This is a genomic window from Paenarthrobacter sp. 22069 (assembly GCF_052046035.1).
Taxonomy (GTDB): domain Bacteria; phylum Actinomycetota; class Actinomycetes; order Actinomycetales; family Micrococcaceae; genus Arthrobacter.
The window spans coordinates 121861-147225 of sequence record NZ_JBQEQF010000001.1; the positions used below are offsets into that span (position 1 = coordinate 121861).

22 protein-coding genes and 1 tRNA gene are annotated in these 25365 nt (G+C 65.0%); 7 read left to right on the forward strand and 16 right to left on the reverse strand.

Going from position 1 to position 25365, the window contains the following annotated elements; genetic code table 11:
• Positions 1-54: 54 nt before the first annotated feature.
• The 5 genes from rpsG to ACTJK0_RS00620 all read right to left on the reverse strand — a co-directional run bounded on the left by rpsG (position 55) and on the right by ACTJK0_RS00620 (position 9600).
• Entirely contained in the window at positions 55-525 is a 471-nt protein-coding gene (gene rpsG, locus ACTJK0_RS00600; RefSeq protein ID WP_003803829.1) for a 30S ribosomal protein S7, read from the reverse strand.
• A 1-nt stretch (position 526) separates the two neighbouring features.
• Entirely contained in the window at positions 527-901 is a 375-nt protein-coding gene (gene rpsL, locus ACTJK0_RS00605) for a 30S ribosomal protein S12 (protein WP_009358312.1), read from the reverse strand.
• 377 nt (positions 902-1278) lie between these two features.
• Complete coding sequence (locus ACTJK0_RS00610; RefSeq protein WP_110541332.1) at positions 1279-5178, reverse strand: DNA-directed RNA polymerase subunit beta'; 3900 nt, start codon at positions 5176-5178, stop codon at positions 1279-1281.
• A gap of 85 nt (positions 5179-5263) precedes the next feature.
• Complete coding sequence (rpoB, locus tag ACTJK0_RS00615) at positions 5264-8773, reverse strand: DNA-directed RNA polymerase subunit beta (RefSeq protein WP_110542084.1); 3510 nt, start codon at positions 8771-8773, stop codon at positions 5264-5266.
• 317 nt (positions 8774-9090) lie between these two features.
• Positions 9091-9600 carry a hypothetical protein gene (locus ACTJK0_RS00620; RefSeq protein ID WP_440743872.1) on the reverse strand — a complete coding sequence of 170 codons (510 nt, stop codon included), beginning with the start codon at positions 9598-9600 and terminating at the stop codon, positions 9091-9093.
• A 261-nt stretch (positions 9601-9861) separates the two neighbouring features.
• Here ACTJK0_RS00620 and ACTJK0_RS00625 point away from each other — a divergent pair, with 261 nt between their 5' ends.
• The gene (locus ACTJK0_RS00625) at positions 9862-11061 is read left to right on the forward strand and encodes an acetyl-CoA C-acetyltransferase (RefSeq protein WP_440743873.1); all 1200 of its coding nucleotides are present in this window, start codon (positions 9862-9864) and stop codon (positions 11059-11061) included.
• Positions 11061-11561 (forward strand): aminoacyl-tRNA deacylase, encoded by a 501-nt coding sequence (locus tag ACTJK0_RS00630; RefSeq protein WP_440743874.1) that lies wholly within the window; start codon positions 11061-11063, stop codon positions 11559-11561. The genes ACTJK0_RS00625 and ACTJK0_RS00630 overlap by 1 nt, the downstream gene beginning before the upstream one ends.
• A 111-nt stretch (positions 11562-11672) precedes the next feature.
• On the opposite strand, the gene rplL is transcribed toward ACTJK0_RS00630, so the two are convergent.
• From rplL to ACTJK0_RS00675, 9 genes are all read right to left on the reverse strand, one after another.
• The gene (rplL, locus tag ACTJK0_RS00635; RefSeq protein WP_009358316.1) at positions 11673-12050 is read right to left on the reverse strand and encodes a 50S ribosomal protein L7/L12; all 378 of its coding nucleotides are present in this window, start codon (positions 12048-12050) and stop codon (positions 11673-11675) included.
• A gap of 77 nt (positions 12051-12127) precedes the next feature.
• Positions 12128-12709: a 50S ribosomal protein L10 gene (gene rplJ, locus ACTJK0_RS00640; protein ID WP_018769122.1), complete on the reverse strand. Its 582-nt coding sequence runs from the start codon at positions 12707-12709 to the stop codon at positions 12128-12130.
• A 297-nt stretch (positions 12710-13006) separates the two neighbouring features.
• Positions 13007-14125: a GNAT family N-acetyltransferase gene (locus ACTJK0_RS00645; RefSeq protein ID WP_440743875.1), complete on the reverse strand. Its 1119-nt coding sequence runs from the start codon at positions 14123-14125 to the stop codon at positions 13007-13009.
• A gap of 8 nt (positions 14126-14133) precedes the next feature.
• Complete coding sequence (locus tag ACTJK0_RS00650) at positions 14134-15291, reverse strand: N-acetyltransferase family protein (RefSeq protein ID WP_440743876.1); 1158 nt, start codon at positions 15289-15291, stop codon at positions 14134-14136.
• A 119-nt stretch (positions 15292-15410) separates the two neighbouring features.
• Positions 15411-16118 (reverse strand): 50S ribosomal protein L1, encoded by a 708-nt coding sequence (rplA, locus tag ACTJK0_RS00655; protein WP_110541337.1) that lies wholly within the window; start codon positions 16116-16118, stop codon positions 15411-15413.
• 178 nt (positions 16119-16296) lie between these two features.
• On the reverse strand, positions 16297-16728 hold the full coding sequence (gene rplK / locus ACTJK0_RS00660) for a 50S ribosomal protein L11 (RefSeq protein WP_018760472.1): 432 nt from the start codon (positions 16726-16728) through the stop codon (positions 16297-16299).
• 129 nt (positions 16729-16857) lie between these two features.
• On the reverse strand, positions 16858-17676 hold the full coding sequence (gene nusG / locus ACTJK0_RS00665) for a transcription termination/antitermination protein NusG (RefSeq protein ID WP_440743877.1): 819 nt from the start codon (positions 17674-17676) through the stop codon (positions 16858-16860).
• Positions 17677-17790: 114 nt separating this feature from the next.
• On the reverse strand, positions 17791-18075 hold the full coding sequence (gene secE, locus ACTJK0_RS00670; protein WP_043456061.1) for a preprotein translocase subunit SecE: 285 nt from the start codon (positions 18073-18075) through the stop codon (positions 17791-17793).
• 82 nt (positions 18076-18157) lie between these two features.
• A tRNA-Trp gene (locus ACTJK0_RS00675) sits at positions 18158-18230 on the reverse strand.
• 275 nt (positions 18231-18505) lie between these two features.
• Between ACTJK0_RS00675 and ACTJK0_RS00680 the strand changes: the two genes are divergently transcribed.
• Positions 18506-19723, forward strand: a complete 1218-nt coding sequence (locus ACTJK0_RS00680; RefSeq protein ID WP_440743878.1) for a pyridoxal phosphate-dependent aminotransferase — start codon at positions 18506-18508, stop codon at positions 19721-19723.
• Positions 19724-19847: 124 nt separating this feature from the next.
• On the opposite strand, the gene ACTJK0_RS00685 is transcribed toward ACTJK0_RS00680, so the two are convergent.
• Complete coding sequence (locus ACTJK0_RS00685) at positions 19848-20537, reverse strand: response regulator (RefSeq protein ID WP_440743879.1); 690 nt, start codon at positions 20535-20537, stop codon at positions 19848-19850.
• Positions 20534-21901 (reverse strand): ATP-binding protein, encoded by a 1368-nt coding sequence (locus ACTJK0_RS00690; RefSeq protein ID WP_440743880.1) that lies wholly within the window; start codon positions 21899-21901, stop codon positions 20534-20536. The genes ACTJK0_RS00685 and ACTJK0_RS00690 overlap by 4 nt, the downstream gene beginning before the upstream one ends.
• A gap of 125 nt (positions 21902-22026) precedes the next feature.
• Here ACTJK0_RS00690 and ACTJK0_RS00695 point away from each other — a divergent pair, with 125 nt between their 5' ends.
• The 4 genes from ACTJK0_RS00695 (at position 22027) to ACTJK0_RS00710 (ending at position 25352) form a co-directional block, all read left to right on the forward strand.
• Positions 22027-23604 (forward strand): PspC domain-containing protein, encoded by a 1578-nt coding sequence (locus ACTJK0_RS00695; RefSeq protein WP_440743881.1) that lies wholly within the window; start codon positions 22027-22029, stop codon positions 23602-23604.
• A gap of 1 nt (position 23605) precedes the next feature.
• Positions 23606-23863, forward strand: a complete 258-nt coding sequence (locus ACTJK0_RS00700) for a hypothetical protein (protein WP_440743882.1) — start codon at positions 23606-23608, stop codon at positions 23861-23863.
• Positions 23864-23866: 3 nt separating this feature from the next.
• A complete protein-coding gene (locus ACTJK0_RS00705) occupies positions 23867-24124 on the forward strand; it encodes a PspC domain-containing protein (protein ID WP_110541343.1) in 258 nt (85 codons plus the stop codon).
• Positions 24125-24326: 202 nt separating this feature from the next.
• On the forward strand, positions 24327-25352 hold the full coding sequence (locus ACTJK0_RS00710) for an ATP-dependent 6-phosphofructokinase (RefSeq protein WP_440743883.1): 1026 nt from the start codon (positions 24327-24329) through the stop codon (positions 25350-25352).
• Positions 25353-25365 lie beyond the last annotated feature (13 nt).

Sequence of the window (25365 nt, forward strand, 5' to 3'; positions counted from 1 at the left end):
GATGGACTACACGTTCGCCGCCGGCTCGGTTGAGCCGGCGGCGCCCGGGGAGTATTACCAGCGGTAGTGTGCGAAGGCCTTGTTGGACTCGGCCATCTTGTGGGTGTCTTCGCGACGCTTCACAGCGGCACCGAGACCGTTGGACGCATCCAGGATTTCGTTCTGGAGGCGCTCGGTCATCGTCTTTTCGCGGCGGGCCTTGGAGTAGCCAACCAGCCACCGCAGGGCGAGTGCGGTGGAGCGGCCCGGCTTAACCTCAACCGGAACCTGGTAGGTGGCGCCACCGACACGGCGGGAGCGGACCTCGAGGGAAGGCTTGACGTTGTCCATGGCCTTCTTCAGGGCTGCAACGGGGTCGCCGCCGGACTTGGCGCGGGCACCTTCGAGTGCACCGTAGACAATGCGCTCTGCCGTGGACTTCTTGCCGTCAACGAGCACCTTGTTGATGAGCTGGGTTACCAGCGGGGAACCGTATACCGGATCCGAAACGAGCGGCCGCTTGGGGGCCGGACCCTTGCGAGGCATATTACTTCTTCTCCATCTTTGCGCCGTAGCGGCTGCGGGCCTGCTTACGGTTCTTCACACCCTGGGTATCGAGGGCGCCACGGACGATCTTGTAGCGGACACCCGGGAGGTCCTTCACACGACCACCGCGAACGAGCACAATGGAGTGCTCCTGCAGGTTGTGGCCAACACCGGGGATGTAGGCGGTAACTTCCACGCCGCCGTTGAGGCGCACACGTGCCACCTTACGCAGAGCCGAGTTCGGCTTCTTCGGGGTGGTGGTGTAGACGCGGGTGCAGACACCGCGGCGCATGGGGCTGCCCTTAAGCGCGGGAGCCTTGGTCTTTGAGACCTTAGGCGTGCGGCCCTTGCGGACCAGCTGGTTAATCGTAGGCACTCTCGTGTTCTCCGTTTTATCCGGAGTGGCTGTTTCCCGCCACTCTCTTGTTGCGATGCCCCGCCGCCCGGGCCACGAAGATGATCTCCAAGGCGGCGAAGGCGAAGCCTTAATAGTCGGATTGCAATACATGGGAACCGGTTCAGGACCAATGTTCCCTAGGCATGCAAAAATGTGGCATACGTTGCACAAGAACCCTGCAAACCGGAAACGTCGCTCTGGTCCAGCTTTTCAGCCAAGACCGGCGCACTCATCCACTGCCACAATAACAATTGGTAACAAGTCTAGCATGGACAGGCTCCATGCCTTAATCGATGGTTAAACGGGGATGGTCCCCCACCTTGCGGTGCGGGACCATCCGTCGTCAGGCTTCCGAATTAGCGGAAGTCGTTGCCCAGGTCGTAGTCATCCAGCGGGATGGCGTGGAACTCGGGAGCTCCGTCTCCACCCAGGGTGTCGTACGAGAAGTCACTGAATGCGCTGGGGCCGGTGAACAGGTTGGCCTTTGCTTCCTCAGTGGGCTCCACGGTGACCTCGGTGTAGCGCGGGAGGCCCGTGCCGGCCGGGATCAGCTTACCGATGATCACGTTCTCCTTGAGGCCCAGCAGCGGATCGCTCTTGCCTTCCATGGCCGCCTGCGTCAGGACGCGGGTGGTCTCCTGGAAGGAAGCTGCGGACAGCCAGGACTCGGTGGCCAGTGATGCCTTGGTGATGCCCATGAGCTCGGGACGTCCGGAAGCCGGAGTCTTGCCCTCGGACACGACGCGGCGGTTCGCTTCCTCGAACCGGCTGCGTTCGGCGAGCTCGCCGGGCAGCAGGTCCGATTCACCGGACTCGATGACCGTGACGCGGCGCAGCATCTGGCGCACGATAACCTCGACGTGCTTGTCGTGGATACCGATGCCCTGGCTGCGGTAAACGCCCTGGACTTCGTCCACCAGGAACTTCTGTGCCGCACGCGGGCCCATGATGCGCAGGACCTGCTTGGGGTCCACCGGGCCGTTGATCAGCTTCTGGCCGACGGAGACGTGGTCTCCGTCCTCGATCAGCAGGCGTGAACGGCGCAGCACCGGGTAGGCGATCTCTTCCGAGCCGTCATCCGGGGTGATGACCAGGCGCATCTGGCGCTCGGACTCTTCGATGGCGATGCGGCCGGCTGCTTCAGCAATCGGGGCAACACCCTTCGGAGTACGGGCTTCGAAGAGCTCCTGGATACGGGGCAGACCCTGAGTGATGTCGTCGCCGCCGCCGGCCGAGACAGCACCACCGGTGTGGAACGTACGCATGGTCAGCTGGGTACCGGGCTCACCGATGGACTGTGCGGCGATGATGCCGACGGCCTCGCCGATGTCAACGGTCTTGCCGGTGGCCAGCGAACGGCCGTAGCACAGGGCGCAGGTGCCAACGCTGGACTCACAGGTGAGGACGGAGCGGACCTTGACCTCGGTGATGCCTGCCTTGAAGAGCTCGTCGATGACCACGTCGCCGCAGTCGGTGCCGGCGGCTGCGAGGACATTGCCCTCGGAGTCGACGACGTCGACGGCCAGCGTCCGTGCGTAGGCGCTGTTCTCGACGTTCTCGTCCAGGACCAGCTCACCGTTGGAGTCGGCGACGGCGATGGGCGTGACCAGGCCGCGCTCGGTGCCGCAGTCCTCTTCACGGACGATGACGTCCTGCGAGACGTCCACCAGACGACGGGTCAGGTAACCCGAGTTGGCGGTACGCAGAGCGGTATCGGCCAGGCCCTTACGGGCACCGTGCGTGGCGATGAAGTATTCCAGCACCGACAGGCCCTCGCGGTAGGAGGACTTGATGGGGCGCGGGATGATCTCACCCTTCGGGTTGGCCACCAGGCCACGGATACCCGCGATCTGGCGGACCTGCATCCAGTTACCACGTGCACCGGAGGACACCATGCGGTTGATGGTGTTCATCGGGGACAGGCTTTCACGCATCACCGACGCGATGTCGTTGGTTGCCTTGTTCCAGATCTCGATGAGTTCCTGGCGACGCTCGTCGTCGTCGATCAGGCCCTTGTCGTACTGGCCCTGGATCTTGGCGGCGCGCTCTTCATAGCCGGCAAGGATTTCCGGCTTGGCGGCCGGGACCTCGATGTCGGAGATGGCGACGGTGACGCCTGAACGGGTGGCCCAGTAGAAACCGGCATCCTTCAGGTTGTCCAGCGTGGCAGCCGTGACGACCTTCGGGTAGCGCTCCGCGAGGTCGTTGACGATGCGGGACAACTCGCCCTTGTCGGCAACGGCTTCAACCCAGGGGTAGTCCTCGGGCAGGGTCTCGTTGAAGAGGACCTGGCCCAGGGAGGTCTGGACGAGAGCCGGCTGACCCTGTTCCCAGCCTTCCGGAGCTTCCCAGCCGGCGTACGGCACGAAGCCTTCGAGGCGGATCTTGACCTGCGAGTTCAGGTGCAGCTCGCGGGCGTCGAACGCCATGATGGCCTCGGAGACCGAACCGAAGATGCGGCCTTCACCGGCTGAACCCTTGCGCTTGGTGGTCAAGTGGTACAGGCCGATGATCATGTCCTGCGAAGGCAGGGTGACCGGACGTCCGTCGGAGGGCTTGAGGATGTTGTTCGAGGACAGCATCAGGATGCGGGCCTCAGCCTGTGCCTCAGGGCTCAGCGGCAGGTGCACTGCCATCTGGTCGCCGTCGAAGTCGGCGTTGAAGGCGCCACAAACCAGCGGGTGAAGCTGGATGGCCTTGCCTTCAACAAGCTGCGGCTCGAAGGCCTGGATGCCCAGGCGGTGCAGGGTAGGTGCACGGTTGAGCAGCACCGGGTGTTCGGTGATGATCTCTTCGAGCACATCCCAGACCTGCGGGCGGTAGCGCTCCACCATCCGCTTTGCCGACTTGATGTTCTGGGCGTGGTTGAGGTCAACCAGGCGCTTCATCACGAACGGCTTGAAGAGCTCCAGGGCCATCTGCTTGGGCAGGCCGCACTGGTGCAGCTTCAGCTGCGGGCCGACGACGATCACCGAACGGCCGGAGTAGTCGACGCGCTTGCCGAGGAGGTTCTGGCGGAAACGGCCCTGCTTGCCCTTGAGCATGTCGCTCAGGGACTTCAGCGGACGGTTGCCCGGTCCGGTGACCGGACGGCCGCGGCGGCCGTTGTCGAAGAGGCTGTCAACAGCTTCCTGAAGCATGCGCTTCTCGTTGTTGACGATGATCTCCGGAGCGCCCAGGTCAAGCAGGCGCTTGAGGCGGTTGTTGCGGTTGATCACGCGGCGGTACAGGTCGTTGAGGTCGGAGGTCGCGAAACGGCCACCGTCCAGCTGGACCATGGGGCGCAGTTCCGGCGGGATCACCGGGACGGCGTCGAGGACCATGCCAAGCGGGCTGTTGTTGGTGGTCAGGAATGCGTTGACCACCTTCAGGCGCTTGAGGGCACGGGTCTTGCGCTGGCCCTTGCCGTTGGCGATGACATCGCGGAGGGACTCGGACTCGGCCTGCATGTCGAAGTTCTCAAGGCGCTTCTTGATGGCTTCGGCACCCATGGAGCCTTCGAAATACATGCCGTAGCGGTCGCGCAGTTCGCGGTACAGGCCTTCGTCACCTTCGAGGTCGGCGACCTTCAGGTTCTTGAAGCGGTCCCAGACCTGCTCGAGGCGCTCGATGTCGGCGTCGGCGCGCTTGCGCACGTTGGCCATCTGGCGGTCGGCGGAGTCGCGGGCCTTCTTCTTGTCGGCAGCCTTGGCGCCTTCGCCCTCGAGGCGGGCGATTTCGCCTTCGAGGTCGCGGGCGATCGCGGCGATGTCGGCGTCCCGGTTGTCGATCAGCTGCTTCTTCTCGATGTCGTGCTCAACCTGCAGGTTGGGCAGTTCCTCGTGGCGTGCAGCTTCGTCAACGCTGGTGATCATGTAGGCAGCGAAGTAGATGACCTTTTCGAGGTCCTTCGGTGCCAGGTCAAGGAGGTAGCCCAGGCGGGAGGGAACACCCTTGAAGTACCAGATGTGCGTGACCGGGGCGGCCAGTTCGATGTGGCCCATGCGCTCACGGCGGACCTTGGCGCGGGTGACTTCGACGCCACAGCGCTCACAGATGATGCCCTTGAAGCGCACGCGCTTGTACTTGCCGCAGTAGCATTCCCAGTCGCGGGACGGGCCGAAGATCTTCTCGCAGAAGAGGCCGTCCTTCTCGGGCTTGAGCGTGCGGTAGTTGATGGTTTCCGGCTTCTTAACCTCGCCGTACGACCAGCCGCGGATGTCTTCCGCGGTGGCGAGGCCGATCTGCATGAGGCCGAAGGAGGATTCGCTGGACATATGGTCCCTGTTCTCTCTTGTTCTCTAAATTCTGAAGTCTTAGGTGCGGGATGAGGGAGGTGGCGTTNNNNCGAACGCTTGCCTTCTAGACCTCTTCTACGGAACTGGGCTCTGCACGAGACAGATCGATGCCCAGTTCCTCCGCAGCCGTGAAGACTGCGTCATCAGAGTCACGCATTTCAATCGTGGTTCCGTCCGTGGAAAGAACTTCCACGTTCAGGCACAGCGACTGCATTTCCTTGATCAAGACCTTGAAGGATTCGGGAACGCCCGGCTCGGGGATGTTCTCGCCCTTGACGATGGCTTCGTAGACCTTCACACGACCGTGGATGTCGTCAGACTTGATCGTGAGGAGTTCCTGGAGCGTGTAGGCGGCGCCGTAAGCTTCGAGCGCCCACACTTCCATTTCACCGAAGCGCTGGCCACCGAACTGTGCCTTACCACCCAGCGGCTGCTGCGTGATCATGGAGTACGGGCCGGTGGAGCGTGCGTGGATCTTGTCGTCCACCAGGTGGTGGAGCTTCAGGATGTACATGTAGCCGACCGAGATCGGATCCGGGAACGGCTCGCCGGAGCGGCCGTCAAACAGGCGGGTCTTGCCCGAGGAGTTGATCAGGCGGTCACCGTCACGGGTCACGTTGGTGGAATCCAGCAGGCCCGTGATTTCCTCTTCGCGGGCGCCGTCGAACACCGGCGTTGCAACAGTGGTGGGACCACTCTCGCGCGGCAGGTTCGGCAGCTGCTTGACCCACTCGGGCTCGCCTTCGATCTTCCAACCGGTCTTGGCAACCCAGCCAAGGTGGGTTTCGAGCACCTGGCCCACGTTCATACGGCCCGGAACACCCAGCGGGTTCAGGACGATGTCAACGGGGGTGCCGTCGGCAAGGAAGGGCATGTCCTCGATCGGGAGGATCTTGGAGATAACACCCTTGTTGCCGTGGCGGCCGGCGAGCTTGTCGCCGTCGGTGATCTTGCGCTTGGCGGCCACGTAGACGCGGACCAGCTGGTTCACGCCCGGGGGGAGCTCGTCGTCGTTGTCGCGGTCGAAGACGCGCACGCCGATGACGGTGCCGGACTCGCCGTGGGGCACCTTCAGGGAGGTGTCGCGCACTTCACGGGACTTCTCGCCGAAGATGGCGCGCAGCAGGCGCTCTTCCGGGGTCAGCTCGGTTTCACCCTTCGGGGTGACCTTTCCGACCAGGATGTCGCCGGCTTCGACCTCGGCACCTATGTGGATGATGCCGCGCTCGTCCAGCCCTGCCAGGACTTCCTCGGACACGTTGGGGATGTCACGGGTGATTTCCTCGGCACCAAGCTTGGTGTCGCGGGCATCGATCTCGTGCTCCTCGATGTGGATGGAGGAAAGGACGTCCTCGGCAACAATGCGCTGCGAGAGGATGATGGCGTCCTCGAAGTTGTGGCCTTCCCATGACATGAATGCCACGAGCAGGTTCTTTCCGAGGGCGAGCTCACCCTGGTCCGTTGCCGGGCCGTCGGCGATGATGCCGCCGACTTCCAGGCGCTGGCCTTCATTCACCAGTACGCGGTGGTTGTAGCAGTTGCCCTGGTTGGAGCGGGCGAACTTGTTGATGCGGTAGTTGGTCTCGGTACCGTCGTCGTTGAGCATGATGACGAGCTCGGCGGAAACCTCGGTGACCACACCGGCCTTCTTGGCAATAACAACGTCGCCGGCGTCAACAGCTGCGGCGCGCTCCATGCCGGTGCCCACGAAGGGGGCCTCGGAACGGACCAGCGGCACGGCCTGGCGCTGCATGTTGGCGCCCATGAGTGCACGGTTGGCGTCGTCGTGCTCCAGGAACGGGATCAGGGCGGTAGCCACGGACACCATCTGGCGCGGGGAAACGTCCATGAACTCGACGTCCGCTGCGGGCACGAGCACAGGCTCGCCTCCACCACCACGGGCACGGACCAGGACGGTGTCCTCGGCGAACTTGTTGTTCTCATCCAGCGGCGCGTTGGCCTGGGCGATCAGCACCTCGGCCTCGTCGTCGGCCGTGAGGTACTGGACGTCGTCGGAAACAACGCCGTCCTTGACCAGGCGGTACGGGGTCTCGATGAAGCCGAACGGGTTGATGCGTCCGTAGGATGCCAGCGAACCGATCAGGCCAATGTTCGGGCCTTCAGGGGTTTCGATGGGGCACATGCGTCCGTAGTGGGACGGGTGCACGTCACGGACTTCCATGCCGGCGCGGTCACGGGACAGACCACCGGGGCCAAGCGCGGACAGGCGGCGCTTGTGGGTCAGGCCCGAGAGCGGGTTGTTCTGGTCCATGAACTGCGACAGCTGGGACGTTCCGAAGAACTCCTTGATGGCTGCAACCACGGGGCGGATGTTGATCAGGGTCTGCGGCGTGATGGCCTCAACGTCCTGCGTGGTCATACGCTCGCGGACAACGCGCTCCATGCGGGACAGGCCGGTGCGGACCTGGTTCTCGATGAGCTCGCCGACGGCGCGGATGCGGCGGTTGCCGAAGTGGTCGATGTCGTCGATCTCGACGCGCAGGTCCACTTCCTGGCCATCGCGGGTGCCCTTGATGGTCTTCTCGCCGGCGTGCAGCGCGACGAGGAACTTGATCATGGCAACGATGTCTTCAACGTGCAGGACAGAAGCTTCCTTGTCGCCAAGGGAGCGGTCGATGCCCAGCTTGCGGTTGATCTTGTAGCGGCCAACCTTGGCCAGATCGTAGCGCTTGGAGTTGAAGTACAGGTTGTCCAGCAGGGACTGGGCAGCCTCGACGGTGGGCGGCTCGCCCGGACGCAGCTTGCGGTAGATGTCCAGCAGGGCGTCTTCGCGGGTTTCGGTGGCGTCCTTCTCCAGGGTTGCCCGCATGGAGTCGTACTGGCCGAACTCTTCGAGGATCTGGCCTTCAGTCCAGCCAAGGGCCTTCAGCAGCACGGTGACGGACTGCTTGCGCTTGCGGTCGAGGCGGACACCGACCTGGTCGCGCTTGTCGATCTCGAGCTCGAACCATGCACCGCGGGACGGGATGATCTTGGCGGTGAAGATGTCCTTGTCGCTGGTCTTGTCAGCGGCGCGCTCGAAGTAGGCGCCCGGTGAACGGACCAGCTGGGAGACGACGACACGTTCGGTGCCGTTGACGACGAAGGTGCCCTTCTCGGTCATCAGCGGGAAGTCGCCCATGAACACGGTCTGCTGCTTGATTTCGCCCGTGTTGTTGTTCATGAACTCGGCCTTGACGTACAGCGGAGCCGAGTAGGTGGCGTCCCGGTCCTTGCACTCAGCCATGGTGTACTTGGGGTCAGCGAACTCCGGATCGGAGAAGCTCAGGGACATGGTGCCCTGGAAGTCCTCGATCGGGGAGATCTCTTCGAAGATGTCCGACAGGCCGGACGTGGTGGCGACGCTGAGATCGTTTTCTTCGACAGCCTTTGCCACTCGTGCCTGCCAGCGCTCATTGCCGACCAGCCAGTCAAAGCTGTCCGTCTGCAGGGCAAGCAGATTCGGAACGTCAAGAGGTTCGTGAATCTTTGCGAATGAGAGCCGGCGAGTGGCACCATCAGTGCTGTCGGCAGTGTTAGCGGTTTCGTTATTAGAGGTGCTCGAGGCGACCAAGAGGGATCCTTCCACAGACCTTCAGGCGTTTTCAGATCTCCCCCGCTGTGCACCCTGCGGAGTGACTCCGCAGCGCTACCATCCGGTTCCGCTATATGACCCGGGACCTGGACCGGCTATGCTGTGACCGTTGTTGGGCACGTTGATTGCCAGCTGCCAGGCGAAGCCCACCGCTATATGAAGGCTGAAGGTAAACAGGGAAGACGCAAATATCTACGATACGGCAAAATAGCCTACGTGTCTACCCCACATCCTGCCGGATTGCAAGCACTGTTTTTGACTGCCCGGCGGGGCGTCCCCTGCACTCGCCCACGGGCTCAGAGGCGAAGCGTCACCCCTTCGGCAGTGCAGGCTGCGGAGTTCGCGAACACGGCGTCCCGTACCGCGTCCTGGGACTCCTTCGCGGGCCTGCCGCCGGTCTCAGCGGCCGCGGAGTGGTCGATGGCGAGCAGGCCCAGCGAGGCGAACAGTCCCTGGAGGTCGCCGGAAACCGCGTCCTTGGCATCCTGCGCCTGGAGATAGACGTCCTCGTACCCCTTGGAATCAGTGGGTGAAACGGCGGCGTAATCGGCCACCAGCTTGTTGAAGAGTTCGCAGGCCTCCTTGGTTTCCTTGGTCCCGGCGGCAGGGTTGCGCCTGTCCGTTTCACGGGCCTGGGCCGGCGGGGCGCTGGCATGCTGCGTACTGGCTGGCACCGTTGCACTGGCTGGCACCGTTGCCTGGGCCGGCTCCGGCGGAGCCGGGGTGGACACCGAACAGCCGGAAAGCGCACCGCCTGCCAGTGCCGCCATGGCGGCGATGGCCGCCGCGGTAACTGAATTCTTCAACGTCGTCGCCCCGTCCTTCCCGGCTTTCGGACCTGGCTGTCCCCTGCAAACCGTCTCCCCCTGCGAAGCCTCGCCGTCCACCCTACGCAAGCTGCCGCCGTCGTGCACATGGCGCCGATGGGGACCTCTCCCCCGCCGGCCGACGGCGGGGGCCGGACAATGCAGGAATGCACATAGTGGTTCCGGCGTTTGAATAAATAGGTGACCAGGCTCACGATAGCCTTGGTGGCTTACACCGGAACCGGATTGAAAGTGGTAACCATGGCCAACTCTCCTGACAGCAACGACGTTGTCATCCTTGGGGCAGCGCGGACTCCGCAGGGCCGGATCAACGGCCAGCTGTCCAGTCTCACGGCAGTGGACCTGGGCGCCCACGCCATCAGGGCCGCCCTGGACGGAAGTGGCGTCGACGCCGCCGACGTGGAAGCCGTCATCATGGGCCAGGTGCTGCAGGCAGGTGCCGGGCAGAACCCGGCGGGGCAAAGCGCCATCGGCGCGGGCATCGGCTGGAACGTCCCTGCAGTGACGGTCAACAAGGTATGCCTCTCCGGCCTGACCGCCGTGATCGACGCAGCCCGCATGATCCGCGCCGGCGAAGCCGCAGTAGTGGTGGCTGGCGGCCAGGAGTCGATGAGCCGGGCACCGCACCTGCTCCCCGGCTCACGCCAGGGTTGGACCTACGGCTCCATCCAGGCGCTGGACGCTGCAGCGCACGACGGCCTGACCGACGCCTTTGACGGACAGTCCATGGGCCTGTCCACCGAGACATGGAACCTTACGCTCGGCATCGACCGCAGCTCACAGGACAACGTGGCCGCGCAGTCGCACCAGCGCGCCGCACTGGCGGCAAAGAACGGAACGTTCGACGGCGAGATCGCGCCGATCAGCGTGAAGCAGCGTAAAGGCGAGCCCTTGGTGGTGGCGACCGACGAGGGCGTCCGCCCCAATACCTCGGTTGAGTCGCTGGCGGGGCTGCGGGCGGCGTTCGTGACCGACGGAACCATCACTGCCGGCAACTCCTCTCCCCTTTCGGACGGCGCCGCTGCGCTGGTGCTCGCCTCCCGTGGCTATGCGGAGGAGCGCGGGCTGGACTATCTTGCGGTGGTTGGAAAGCCCGGTCAGGTGGCCGGGCCGGACAACTCGCTGCATTCCCAGCCGTCCAACGCGATCATGAACGCGCTCGGCAAGGCTGGCTGGAGCACCGCGGACCTTGACTTCATCGAGATCAATGAGGCGTTCGGGTCGGTGGCAGTACAGTCCCTGAAGGACCTGGACTACCCGCTGGAGAAATGCAACATCCACGGCGGAGCCATTGCCCTGGGCCACCCGATCGGAGCGTCGGGCGCACGGCTTGCTGCCCATGCCGCGCACGAGCTTATGCGCCGCGGGACCGGCAAGGCCGCGGTCTCCCTTTGCGGCGGGGGCGGGCAGGGCGAGGCCCTCCTGCTGTACCGCGACTGATGGCGGGCGGAACCGGAACAGCAACAGACGGCGTCGGGCGGGAGCGTTTCCTGGCCGACGCCGCGGCCCGCGGGCTTCACGTGGAGGTTGTGGAACGTCCCGCTGCGAAGAGTCTCGAGGAAGCCGCGGGGATCCTGGGAATCGACCCGGCGGACATCGTGAAGTCGCTGGTGGTCAAGCATAAGGACGGCACGTTCCTGTTTGCCCTGATCCCGGGTGACCGGCAGATCTCCTGGCCCAAACTGCGGGCCCTGGTGGGCGTTAACAAGCTCTCGCTGCCCCCGGCTGACGTGGCCTTGGAGGCAACGGGCTACGAGCGGGGCACCATCACGCCGCTGGGGAGCACCGGCACCTGGCCGGTCTACGCGGACGCCACCATCACCGGGCGCCGGATCTCCATGGGCGCCGGTGCCCACGGCTACAGCGCGTTCGTTGACGCCGACGCCCTGACTGAAGCTTTGCACGCCGTGGTGGCCGACATCAGCGACCCCTCGGGGTAGCGCCAACAGTCGTTCTGCCACCCAAAACGACAGTTCACCTGCTACCCAGCTCACTTAAACGGGAAAACCCCGCCCACCGAAGTGGACGGGGTTTTCCGGGAAAAGGCGTTGTTACTTGAGGGTAACGGTAGCGCCTGCAGCCTCGAGCTGCTCCTTGGCCTTCTCGGCAGCTTCCTTGTTGGCGCCTTCGAGGACAGCCTTGGGGGCACCGTCAACCAGGTCCTTAGCTTCCTTGAGGCCGAGGGAGGTGATGGCGCGAACTTCCTTGATGACTGCGATCTTCTTGTCACCGGCAGCTTCGAGGATGACGTCGAAGTCAGTCTTCTCTTCAGCCTCTTCAGCAGCGCCACCGGCAGCGGGGCCGGCAACAGCTACAGCAGCAGCGGTAACTTCGAAGGTCTCTTCGAAGAGCTTGACGAACTCGGAGAGCTCGATGATGGTCAGTTCCTTGAAAGCTTCAATGAGCTCTTCGTTGCTGAGCTTCGCCATGGTAGGCGTCCTTCCTGTTGTGGTATCCGAACGGCGCAGGGCCGTGCCGGAACCGGAGTCTGGTGGGGGTAAGAGAATTAGTTCTCTTCGGCAGCGGGAGCTTCGGCGGCAGCTTCAGCTTCAGCGGCAGGGGCTTCTTCAGCGGCGGGCGCTTCGGCAGCTGCCGGTGCACCGTTCTCTTCTTCAAGCTTGAGGCGCAGTGCGTCGATGATGCGTGCAGCAGCGGCGGCAGGTGCCTTGAGGACGCCTGCAACCTTGGCGAGCTGCAGCTCACGGGACTCGAGGGCAGCCAGTGCGGCAACCTCGGTGGCGTCCAGCGCCTTGCCCTCGAAGTAACCGGTCTTGATGACCAGCTGCTTGTTGGCCTTGGCAAAATCCGTCAGGCTCTTGGCAGCGGCAACTGCGTCACCCTTGATGAACGCGATTGCAGTGGGGCCGGCAAGCTGGCCGTCGAATGCTTCGACGCCGGCTTCCTTGGCTGCAATTGCGGTCAGGGTGTTCTTGACGACCGCGAACTTGGTGTCCTGGCCGAGAGAAACACGCAGCTGCTTGAGCTGTGCAACGGTGAGCCCGCGGTATTCGGTCAGGACAGCGGCGTTCGATTCCTTGAAATCGTTAGTGATCTCAGCTACTGCTGAAACCTTGGTAGGCGTTGCCATAACCCTCCTTCCGGGGATAGTGCCGGTATTCGACGGTCCCCGCTCAAGAGAGCTAAAACTAAAAACGCCCCGCGCAGATGCACGGGGCTTGGCTCAACACGGTTCAACCGTGGAGCTTTGCTTCGTTCACCTGCGCCGGCCGCCCTGCGTTGAGGGTCCTTCGTCCGGAAAGCCACTGTGGTCCCCGGAGCACAACTGCAGAGTTGAGCCATGTTCAGGAGAGTGGATTTCCAACAACCGACGGTCTTTGGTACTCCAAGCTTACGGGAGGCGTTGCCGGTCCGCCAAATCGGGCCGTCAGCTGGTGCTGGTATGCCGCGTGGGAAGCTCCTTTTGCCAGATCCCGGTCACCCCGGCGGTCTGGAATCCGAGCTGCCTGTTGACCGTCAGGAGGTACCGGTTTTCGGGCGCGTTCCACGTGTAGATGATGCGCGCGTCCGGGAACTGCTCGCTGAGCCGCACCATGTTGGCCACCTTGATCAGCAGCCCCAGCTTGTTGCCCCGGTGCTCCTGCAGGACCAGGGTGTCGTCCTGAAAGACGACATCGGCCCGGTGGGCCAGCACGGTGATGGTTGTCAGTCCTACCAGCGAACCGGTGGCGACGTGCTCCACGGCGGTGACCACGGTCCTGCGGCCCTGCGCGATGGCGACGTCTTCGGCCTCCCGCAGGATGCCGCCGTCGAACACCATGTCCTGCTCGATGGGCGGGTCCAGTGACGGGTCGACGTCCGCCCCCGCCTGGTTCTCCAGGACGGCCACGGCCTCCAGCCAGCGGTCCGGGCAGCGGTCCGTCCAGTGGTGCAGCCGGTACCTGCCGTTGTTGGCCTCCTCCGCCTCAGCCTGGAGGTCGGCCACCAGTTTGGAGTCCAGGGGCAGCAGGCAGGAGCTGAACTGCTCGATGTGCTGCAGCGTGTAGCCGGTCTTCTGGGCGAACTCCACTTCGCGGCTCTCCAGGGGCACGAATCCCTGGCCTGAACCGGGTACCAGCTGCGCCTGTTCAAATTCATGCAGCGACGCGCCGGGATGGTTCGTATCCACCAGGATCATGCTCCGGCCTTCGCCGCGGGCCAGCTGTTCCGCGGCCTCAAGCAGCCGCCGCCCGACGCCCTGGCGCTGGAACTCCGGCAGGATGTCCAGCGTGAGCTCAGCCAGGTCAAGGTGGTCCGTCAGTGGCAGCGCAATGTCCACCGTGCCAATGATTTCGCCGTCCACCTTGGCCACCAGGATGAGCTGACGTTCATACGGGTCTGCGAATTCGAGGAGCTTTTCCATCGGACCGTAAGCGAGGTCATCGCTGCCCCACGTGGCCATGCGGACTTTGCGGCCCACTTCGACGGCGGCGAGGAAGTCCATTGCGTCGGGGGTGTCCAGTGAGTCGGGGATCCATAGCTGCTCGATCTTCACGTCTTTTGCCATACGGGGCATCATCCCAGCCGTTTCTGCCACTCACCTTCATAGCCAGCGGGCTTGAATCCAAGTGCGGTATTTATCGCCAGCATATGCTGGTTTTCGCTGGCGTTCCATGTCAGGACCGAGCGCGCGCCGGGCCACTTCTCCGAAATCCGGCGCAGGTTGGCCGTCTTCACGAGCATGCCCAGGCGGTGGCCGCGGTGTTCCCCTGCCACCAGGGTGTCCTGCTGGATGACTGATTCAGGCACCTCCGCGCGCCACGTCAGGACGCTGTAGGCGGCCAGCTCACCCGTGGCCCGGTGCAGGGCGGCCGCCACCGATGACTGGACGCCGGCGCGGACCAGTTCCTGCTCGTCCTCCCGCACCCGCACGGCGTCCCAGTCCTCACGCTCCCAGTCCATGCCGGCGGTGGGCGCGTCCGTGCTCATCCTCGCCCTCAGCCCCGCGTAGCCGGCAAGGAATCCGTCCGGGCAGTGGCCGTCCCAGCCCGTCAGGACGTAGTCTCCCGCGTGGCGGCGGACGTCGGTCTCCAGCCGCTCCAGCAGTTGGCCGGGCACGGGCAGCGTGAGCCGGCTGGAGCGTTCCACCTGCTCAAGCTCATACCCGTGGACCAGGGCAAAGGCGGTGGCCGGATCAGCCAAAGGCAGGGCACCTGCCCCGGACTTTGCCGTGACCAGGCGGGCTCCGGGCGGCACCGCCTCAAGGGGCAGTTCATGGAAGCCTTCGAGCGATGAACGCCCGCGCTTCCGGGCCACGGCTTCCGCCTGATCCAGCAGCGCCCGTCCCACTCCCCTGCGCCGCCAGCGCGGGTCCACCAGGACGTCGATCCCGGCGGTGGCCCGGTTCTCGCGCAGGGGCAGCGCGACCGAACACAGCCCCACTGCTTCCCGGCCGGCCCGGGCAAGGAACAGATGCCGTTCCTCGTACCGGTTGCCGCGCCAGTACTCCAGTGCCTCGGCCAGTGTGGGGCATCGCTCCAGGCTCCCCCAGACGTCCATTGCGTGGGCTTCCTGCAGGGCCTGGCAGGCAAAGAAATCCGCAAACCGTCCAGCGGCCGCGCTTGATGCATCCCGGCTGGCGTGCACGCCCCGCGGTGGAATTTCGACGGCGGCTATCACCACATCGGGGTGCGGCCGGGAGGGCAGGGGGCCGGTTGGCACGGGCTGGTCCATGGGGCCAGCTTAGGCACAGTTTGCGGGCACAAAAGAAGACCGCCCCCGGCGCATACGCGCGCCGGGGGCGGTCTTCGGGTGCTCCGGAATCAATCCGGGGCAGGAACACTTATCGGGGACTATGCCTCGGTGAGCACCTTGGTGACGTTGGGGTCAACGGAGATGCCCGGGCCGAACGTGGTGGCCACGGTGGCCTTCTGGATGTAGCGGCCCTTTGCTGCGGACGGCTTGAGGCGCAGGACCTCTTCCAGGGCAGCGGCGTAGTTCTCGGCGAGCTTCAAGGCGTCGAAGGAAACCTTGCCGATGATGAAGTGCAGGTTGGAGTGCTTGTCGACGCGGAAGTCGATCTTTCCACCCTTGATGTCGTTGACAGCCTTGGTGACGTCGGGGGTCACGGTGCCCGTCTTCGGGTTCGGCATCAGGTTACGGGGGCCCAGGACCTTACCGAGGCGGCCAACCTTGCCCATGAGGTCAGGGGTGGCAACGGCGGCGTCGAAGTCGGTCCAGCCGGCGGCGATCTTCTCGATCAGGTCGTCGGAACCAACGAAGTCGGCGCCGGCTGCGATTGCGGCCTCAGCCTTGTCACCCGTGGCGAAGACCAGAACGCGGGCAGTCTTACCGGTGCCGTGGGGCAGGTTGACGGTGCCGCGGACCATCTGGTCAGCCTTGCGGGGGTCGACGCCGAGGCGGAATGCAACCTCAACGGTGGCGTCGAACTTGGACGGGTTGGTGTCCTTGGCCAGCGTTACTGCCTCGAACGGTGCGTAGTGCTTGGTTGCATCGATCTTGGCGACTGCTGCCTCATATGCTTTGCTGCGCTTTGCCATGCTGCTTATTTCTCCTTGTGCAGTTGTGGTCTGCGGACCGCGCTGGGCCCTGCCACAGTCGGCAACCCGGTTCGTTATCCGGCCCGGATGGCCAACATTTCAGTTTTTAGGTGCCGGTATCCCGGCGGTGCGGCCCGTCGTCGTCAAGTACCCTGACGCGGGACAGCGGTAGGGGTGGTCAGCCCTCGACGGTGATACCCATGGAGCGGGCGGTGCCGGCGATGATCTTGGCTGCGCCTTCGAGGCTGGTGGCGTTGAGGTCTTCCATCTTGGTGGAGGCGATCTCGTTGACCTGGGCCTGGGTCAGCTTGGCAACCTTGACGGTGTGCGGGGTGGATGAACCCTTGGCGACGCCTGCAGCCTTCTTGATGAGCTCTGCAGCCGGCGGGGTCTTGGTGATGAACGTGAAGGAACGGTCCTCGTAGACCGTGATTTCCACGGGGATGACGTTTCCGCGCTGGGCTTCCGTCGCAGCGTTGTACGCCTTGCAGAATTCCATGATGTTGACACCGTGCTGGCCAAGCGCAGGACCGATCGGCGGGGCCGGGTTGGCGGCACCTGCCTGGATCTGCAGCTTGATGAGGCCGGTGACCTTCTTCTTGGGAGCCAATGTAGGGTCCTTCTCTCAATAACGTCCTGGGGCACAGGAGCGTGCCTCAGGTTTGTGGCCGCCATGGCGAGGCGGCCGGCCGTTCCGGTGCCGCTAAGCGGGCGGTGCCGGGACGAAATCTTTGGGTTGTCAGATCTTGGTGACCTGGTTGAACGCCAGGGTAACGGGCGTTTCGCGCTCGAAGATGGAGACCAGTACCACGAGGGTCTGGGACTCGGGCTTGATCTCGGAGATCGTGGCCGGGAGGGTCTCGAACGGACCTTCCTTGACGATGACGGACTCGCCCACTTCGAAGTCCACGGCCACGGGAGCCTGGTTCTGCTTGTTGACCGGCTTGCCCTTCTCGGCCTGCTCTTCTTCGAAGACAGGGGCGAGCATGGAGAAGACCTCGTCCAGGCGCAGCGGGACCGGGTTGTGGGCGTTGCCCACGAAGCCGGTGACACCGGGGGTGTGGCGGACGGCGCCCCAGGAGGCGTCGGTCAGGTCCATGCGGACCAGGACGTAACCGGGGATGCGGACGCGGTTGATCACCTTGCGCTGGGCGTTCTTGATCTCCACGACTTCCTCCATGGGCACCTGGATCTCGAAGATGTAATCTTCCATGTCCAGGGTCTGGATGCGGGTTTCAAGGTTGGCCTTCACGCGGTTCTCGTAACCGGCGTAGGAGTGGATGACGTACCAGTCACCTTCCTGGCGGCGCAGCTTTGCCTTGAACTCCTCAGCGGGGTCCGCGGCTGCGGTGGCTGCTGCGGCGGCAAGGGCGTCGTCGGCCCCTTCTTCGCCGTCGGCATCAGAAGAGTCGGCGTCGGCTGCCTCTGCGTCGTCGGAGGCGGCGTCGTCGGATTCGGGCGTGGAGGACTCCACCTCGGACTCCGTACCGGCTTCTGCCGCGACGTCCGGGGATTCTTCCAGCCCAGTCTCGGTTACCTCGAGCTCCTGCTCAGACACTTGGTCTCCTGCTTCCTCATTGCCTAACATGCCTATTTAAATGGCTCAATTCCGCACGCCGCGCTTCCCTTCCGGTTCCCCGGGCGGAGCACGCGGCCTGCGGACCGTGCAGCCTTAGCTGTCCGTGGGGCCGGTTCCGCCGAAGATCCAGCCGACAGCGGTTCCGAAACCAATGTCCAGCAGGCTGACGATGACCATCATGATGGCCACGAAAACCAGCACCACGAGCGTGTAGTTGATCAGTTCCTTGCGGGTGGGGGCAACAACCTTCTTCAGTTCGCCGATGATCTGGCGGACAAAGAGTGCGATGCGGGCGAAGAAGTTTGCCTTGGCTTCCTTCTTAGCTGGGCGGCCCTTGGAGCTGCTGGCAGCTGTTTCGGTCACCTGGTCCTCGCTCATCTTTGCAATGGTGGATTACCCGGCCCTGATCAGAACCATGGTTGCTGCGCCTGTTCCGGGCTCTCGCCCGGAACAGCTTGCGCAGGGCAGACAGGACTCGAACCTGCAACCTGCGGTTTTGGAGACCGCTGCGCTACCAATTGCGCCACTACCCTATGGAGTGAATTCCACTCTTTGAAGACCGACCGACAGTTTGAACTGGGGCGCACGTCATCATCCGTGTTTCAACACCGGTGAACCAGTCTACGCAAGAACGTCCCGTAGGTAAAACCGGCTCTCCCGGCCCAGCCGCAGCCCGGCCTGAAACGTACTGCGCAGGGCAGTCATAAATCAAAACCGGCACCCCGGTGGGTCCGGTGAACAGCATAGAGTAGAACTCGTCGAATCCCACATTCCAGCCTCCCGGCTGCAAGCGAAGAACGGACCTGCCATGTCTGCCGCCCGCGTTTCCCAACGCATTTCCGCAATTGCCGAATCCGCAACCCTGGCAGTCGATGCCAAGGCCAAGGCGCTGAAGGCAGCTGGCCGGCCGGTCATTGGCTTCGGCGCGGGCGAGCCCGACTTTCCCACCCCGGACTACATCGTCCAGGCCGCCATTGAAGCTGCAGGCCAGCCCAAGTACCACCGGTACTCCCCCGCCGGCGGCCTGCCCGAGCTGAAGAAGGCCATCGCCGAGAAGACCTTGCGCGATTCCGGCTACCAGGTGGACCCTGCCCAGGTGCTGGTGACCAACGGGGGCAAGCAGGCGGTCTACAACACGTTCGCCACCCTGGTGGACCCGGGTGACGAGGTCATCGTCCCCACCCCGTTCTGGACCACCTACCCTGAAGCCATCCGGCTGGCCGGCGGTGTGCCCGTGGAGGTTTTCGCCGGGCCCGAACAGGATTACCTGGTGACCGTTGAACAGCTCGAAGCAGCCGTTACGGACCGGACCAAGATCCTGCTGTTTGTTTCGCCGTCGAACCCCACCGGCGCCGTCTACTCCCCCGAACAGGTCGCCGAGATCGGCAAGTGGGCTGCTTCGAAGGGCCTGTGGGTGGTCACCGACGAGATCTACGAGCACCTGACCTACGATGGCGTGCCGTTCACCTCCATCGCCACCGCCGCCCCCGAGCTGGGCGACAAGGTTGTCATCCTGAACGGTGTTGCCAAAACCTACGCCATGACCGGCTGGCGTGTGGGCTGGATGATCGGCCCCACCGACGTCATCAAGGCGGCCACCAACCTGCAGTCGCACGCCACGTCCAACGTCTCCAACATCATGCAGGTGGCCGCCCTCGCCGCCGTGTCCGGGCCCCTGACGGCCGTGGACGAGATGAAGGTGGCCTTCGACCGCCGCCGCAAGGCCATTGTTGCCGGCCTGAACGCCATTGACGGGGTGGAATGCCCGACGCCGAAGGGCGCCTTCTACGTGTACGCGGACGTCCGTGCGCTGCTGGGCAAGGAATTCCCGACGGCGTCAGGCACCGCCACCCCGCAGACGTCAGCTGAGCTGGCGGCCCTGATCCTGGACGAGGTTGAGGTGGCAGTGGTCCCGGGCGAGGCGTTCGGCCCGTCAGGTTTCGTGCGCCTCTCCTACGCACTGGGCGACGACGACCTGGCCACCGGCGTGCAGCGCCTGCAGGACTTCCTGGGCAAGGCCCAGTAGGACGCCTCATCACCTTTCGCAGGAAGACGCCTAACGCCCCATCACCTTGTGATGGGGCGTTAGGCGTTAATGCGCGAAAGGTGATGGGGCGTTGGAGATTGAACGGCAGGATCTGATGGGGCGTCTAGAGGAGGCGGCGCTCGGCGGCCCACTTGGTGAGTTCGTGCCGGCTTGAGAGCTGGAGCTTCCGCAGCACGGCGGAGACATGGGTTTCCACCGTCTTGATGCTGATGAAGAGCTCCTTGGCTACTTCCTTGTAGCTGTAGCCGCGGGCGATGAGCCGCATGACCTCCAGTTCACGGGCGGAGAGCTTGTCCAGTTCGTCGTCGGCGATGTCCGCCGGAGCGGTTCCAAAGGCATCCAGAACGAACCCGGCCAGGCGGGGTGAGAAAACAGCGTCCCCGCCGGCCACCCTGTGCACGGCATCGGTAATTTCGGCCCCGGAGATGGTCTTTGTGACGTAGCCCCGGGCGCCGGCACGGATCACTGCCACCACGTCCTCCGCCGCGTCTGACACGCTCAGGGCCAGGAAACGGGTGTCGGGCAGGAGGGCAGCGGAGCCGGCGATGACTTCCCGCCCACCACCGCCCAGCCCGCCGGGCAGGTGCACATCGAGGAGCACCACGTCGGGCCGCTGCTGGGCAATGACCGCGATGGCCTGTTCGACGGTCGCAGCCTCCCCCACCACCTGGATGCTGGCGTCCAGGTCGGCTTTCAGCCCGGACCGGAAAATGGCGTGGTCATCGACGATGACCACGCGCACGGTTCCGGGCCGCCCGGCGCTTCCCGCAGCTGTTCCCTGGGTGGTGTTCATGATTTTCCTTCCGCGTGTTCTGCTGCCGCCGGCAGCCTGAGGCGCACTTCGGTACCGTTGCCGGTGCTGAGGATGGCAGCCGAGCCGCCGTGCCGTTTCATCCTGCCGATAATCGATTCCCGGACACCGAGCCTGTCCGCGGGCACGTCCCCCAGTTCGAACCCGGGTCCCCTGTCCTTGATGAAGACCTCGGCCTGCCCGTCCGAGGCCTCGAGATAGACCGAGACAGTCCCGCCGCCATGCCGGGAGGCGTTGACCATGGCCTCGCGGCTCGCCTGGACCAGGGCCTCGTGCGCCTCGGTCATGGTGGCGTCGCCAACGCTGACCACCTCCACGGCATTGCCCAGCAGGTCTTCCACCTCGGCGGCGACGGCCTTGATCCGGTCCGAAAGCTGTCCGCTTTCGCGGCCCGGGTCCTGGAACAGCCAGCCGCGCAGCTCGCGTTCCTGGGCACGGGCCAGCCGGACAACGTCGTGCTCGTTGCCGGCACGCCGCTGGATCAGCGCCAGGGTCTGCAGGACGGAGTCATGGAGGTGGGCGGCGATCTCTGCCCGCTCCGTCTCCCGGATCCTGCCGGCGCGCTCCGCTTCCAGGTCACGCCAGAACTTCAGGGCCCACGGCAGCAGGACCAGGACCACGCCGCCCAGGACGGCGACGGACGCCAGCAGCGCCAGCCAGGTCTGTTCCCAGGAGCCGGAGCCGGACACCATCACAAGGACACCGGCCACCACCAACGCCAGCCCGGCAGCCAGCCGGCCCCAGCCGCCGGCCTGGTCCGCCTTGGTCTTGTCCACCAGCCCCGCACGCCGGGTTTCGTCCAGCTGCATCCACGCGATCGACGCACCGCCGAGTACGGCAGCGGCGGGGATAAGTGTCCCCAGGGACACGTCCACACCCAGCATTTGGGCGATCATGATGCCCGCCACCAGCAGGAGTCCGGAGCCGAGCAGGATTTCCTTGCCGTACCGCATGCCGCGCACCTTGAACCACGGCGCACCGCCCGTGCCGCCGGTGCCGTGCGTGCCTGCTGTGCCGGCTGGGACGGAACCGGCGGGACCAGCGGATGTCCCGCCGTCGGACATTATTGCCTGCGCCGGCACCTGCCCGGGCTGGCTTACGGCGGGGGCAATGGGCGACGCCGGGCGGCGGGCATTGCGGCGTGCGGCCTCGTCCGCGGTGGGCACCATGATCCAAAGCCAGGCGTAGAAGAGCAGCCCTGCCCCGCCGGCGAATGAGGCGAGGACCATGGCCAGGCGGACGTTCTTAACCGGCCAGCCAAGGTGTACTGCGAGGCCCGAGCAGACACCGGCGATGACGCGGTCGCTGCTGCGCGCCAGTGGCGGCCGCGCCGGGAGGGTTGTCATGATCCAATCCAAACATGGATCACGGTTACCCGGACTGCTTCACGGCCGTTCCCGGGGACAGCTCAGGGACCGTTCAGGGTTTCCCCCAGTAGAGCGCCGGCCGGCGCGAACGGCAGGATCGAGGTATGAACTCGCAGAACCCCTCCCCCGACGACGAACACCCTGCAGTGCCCGTACCCGCTCCGGACAGCGGACAGCCGACCCAACCGCTGCCATCCGCCGGTTCCAACCCCACTGGCCCAAACCGCGCTGATTCGCCTCCCGCTGATTCGACCTTCGGTCCTGGCGAGGAAACGGATGGCCAGGCTGGTGGTCCCGCCGGTAGTTACGCCTTCCAGGGCCGCCAGGCACCGTCACCTTCCACGGACTTCTTTGGCTGGGTGCGCAGCCACGGCATCTCCCGTGGCGGCGACCGGTGGATCGGCGGCGTCTGCAGCGGAATCGCCCATCGCCTCAACGTGGACCCCATCATCATCCGCGGCGCCGCGGTGGTCCTGACCCTCCTGGCCGGCATCGGCGTGCTGCTGTACGGCCTGGCATGGGCCTTCCTTCCGGAACCTGACGGCAGGATCCACGTCCAGGAAGCCGGTGCGGGCCGCTGGTCCAGCGGCATGACCGGTTCCCTGATTGCCAGCGTCCTTGGACTTACCGGCCTCGGCGGAGGCTACTGGGGCTGGAGCCATAACGGCCTCAGCGGCCTGCTCTGGACCCTCTTCTGGGTGGGCGGCGCCATCTTCCTGGTCTACTACCTTTCCCAGCGCAATAAGGCCCACCCCACCGCTGCCGGCCACACGTCCCCTTCCGCTTCGGCCTACCCGGCGGCCCGCTCCACCACGGTGCCCACGTCGTCCTTCTCCACGGGCACCGCGTCCGGGCGCACGACGGAATTCCCGCCGGCGCCCCTGTACGGCGGCGCACCCGTGGGTCCCGGCGCCGGAACATACGGCCAGCCCGGCTACACCGCCGGCGGCACGGGTTCAGGCGGAGTGGGTACTGGCGGCACGGGCACCGGGAGCGGGGTCCCCGGCACCGGCGGTTACCCGGCACCTTGGGTCCCGCCCAAGCCGCCAAAGCCCCATCCGGCCGGCCCCGGCGCCCCAGCCGTTGCCATCGCCACGGGCTCTGCCCTGCTGGTGGGCGGCGGACTCAAAGCTCTCGATGCCGCGAACATCGTCGACCTCGGCGGCTCCGGCAATGCCATCGTGTGGGCCAGCGCCGCAGCAGTCCTTGGCCTGGGCATCCTGGTAGCCGGGTTCCGTGGCCGGACTTCGGGCATCCTGAGCCTGTTCGCGGTCATCGCCCTGGTCACCGGCGGCATCTACAACACTCTGGATGACGGCCGGATGCGTTTCCAGCAGGTGGACTGGAACCCGGCCAGCGTCGAGGAAGCGCGCGGCGGCATCGACATCACCGCCGGCCGGGGAACTGTGGATCTCACGGGCCTTTCCCCCACCGCCCCCCTGACCTCCGACGTCCTGGTCCCCCTCGACATCACCGCCAGCAACGTCACCGTGGTGATCCCGCAGAACGTGCCCGTGGACATCAAGGCGGACATGACCATGGGGAACCTGAACGAGGCAAGCGGACAGCGCGGCGGCACCACCACGCGTGAAAGCACTTACAACACGGACAAGCCAGGCAACCACTTGGTGGTGCAGATCGACGGCACCTTCAGCAATGTCACGATCCAGGAAGGCAACTGACATGGACAGCAGCAACATTCCGACGACGGCGGGCCAGGACAGCCAGGGTCCGGCACCTGCCAGGGTGGGGACGGTGGTGTGGGGACTGATCGTGCTGGCACTGGCGGCGCTCATCATCGTGGCGCAGCTGGGCATCGTCACCCTCAACGGCACCTACGTGCTGATCGGGCTCATGATCGGCGCCGGCGTTGCGCTGGTGGTGGGCGGCCTGCTCTCGGCCCGGAAACGTGACAACGAACCAACGACAGGGAAGTCTTGAACCATGGATAAGTTCTTCAGCATCGTCAGGGGCCTCGGCCTGAAGCGCGGACCGGAACGGTGGCTCGGCGGAGTCTGCGGCGGCATTGCAGCCAAGCTCAATGTGGACGTTGCGTTCGTCCGGATCGCCTTCCTGCTCTTCGCACTGCTGCCAGGGCCGGCTTTCGTCTTCTACCTCCTGGCCTGGGTGATCCTCCCGGACCAGCGCAATGAGATCGTGCTCCAAACCTTCCTGGACAGGCGCTCCATCGACCGGCCCTGACAGGCACTGCTCCCGAACCGCCAAGAGCCCCCGCCCGTGAATCCGTTGTACTGGGCGGGGGCTTTTGCCTGCCCATGTTTCCGCTCGTTCAGGCACCTGCATGTAACCGGTTTGTGTCGTACCCCACACACCCCATTACACTTCTAGGTGAGCTCAGCGTGGCGCTCTGCCTGTAAACCTTCTTCTAGGATTTGAGCCGAACATGAAAATTGGAATCCTCACCAGCGGTGGCGACTGCCCCGGATTGAACGCCGTCATCCGCGGCGCCGTGTTGAAGGGCATCGCCATCCACGGCCAGGAATTCGTCGGGTTCCGCGACGGCTGGCGCGGCGTGGTGGAGGGCGACATCATCGACATCCCCCGCACCATGGTCCGCGGCATCGCCAAGCAGGGCGGCACCATCCTGGGCACGTCCCGCACCAACCCGTTCGAAAACGGCGGCGGCCCCGAAACCATCAAGGCCCACATGGACCGGCTCGGCATCGACGCGATCATCGCCATCGGCGGTGAGGGAACGCTCGCCGCGGCCAAGCGGCTCACCGACGCGGGCCTGAAGATCGTCGGCGTGCCGAAGACGGTGGACAACGACCTCGACGCCACGGACTACACCTTCGGGTTCGATACCGCCGTGCAGATTGCCACCGAAGCCATCGACCGCCTCCGCACCACGGGCGAATCCCACCACCGCTGCATGATCGCCGAAGTGATGGGCCGGCATGTGGGCTGGATCGCCCTGCACGCAGGAATGGCCGCCGGCGCGCACGCCATCCTCATTCCGGAGCAGAAGGTCAGCATCGAGCAGATCACCGAGTGGGTGAAGGAAGCCCACGCCCGCGGCCGCGCGCCGCTGGTGGTGGTGGCCGAAGGCTTCGTGCCAGATCACATGGAAAGCCCGCACTCCGAGCGCGGCCTGGACACGTTCGGCCGTCCCCGCCTGGGCGGCATCGCAGACCAGCTGGCCCCCGAGCTCGAGGCACGGACCGGCGTCGAAACCCGTGCCACCATCCTGGGCCATATCCAGCGCGGCGGCGTCCCGTCCGCCTTCGACCGGGTCCTGGCCACCCGGCTCGGCATGGCCGCCATCGACTCGGTGGTGGAAGGCTACTGGGGCACCATGGTGGCACTGAAGGGCACGGACATCCGCCACGTGGCCTTCGAGGAAGCCCTGGGCCAGCTGAAAACCGTTCCGCAAAACCGCTACGACGAAGCCGCGGTCCTGTTCGGCTAAGCCAGCGGGCCGC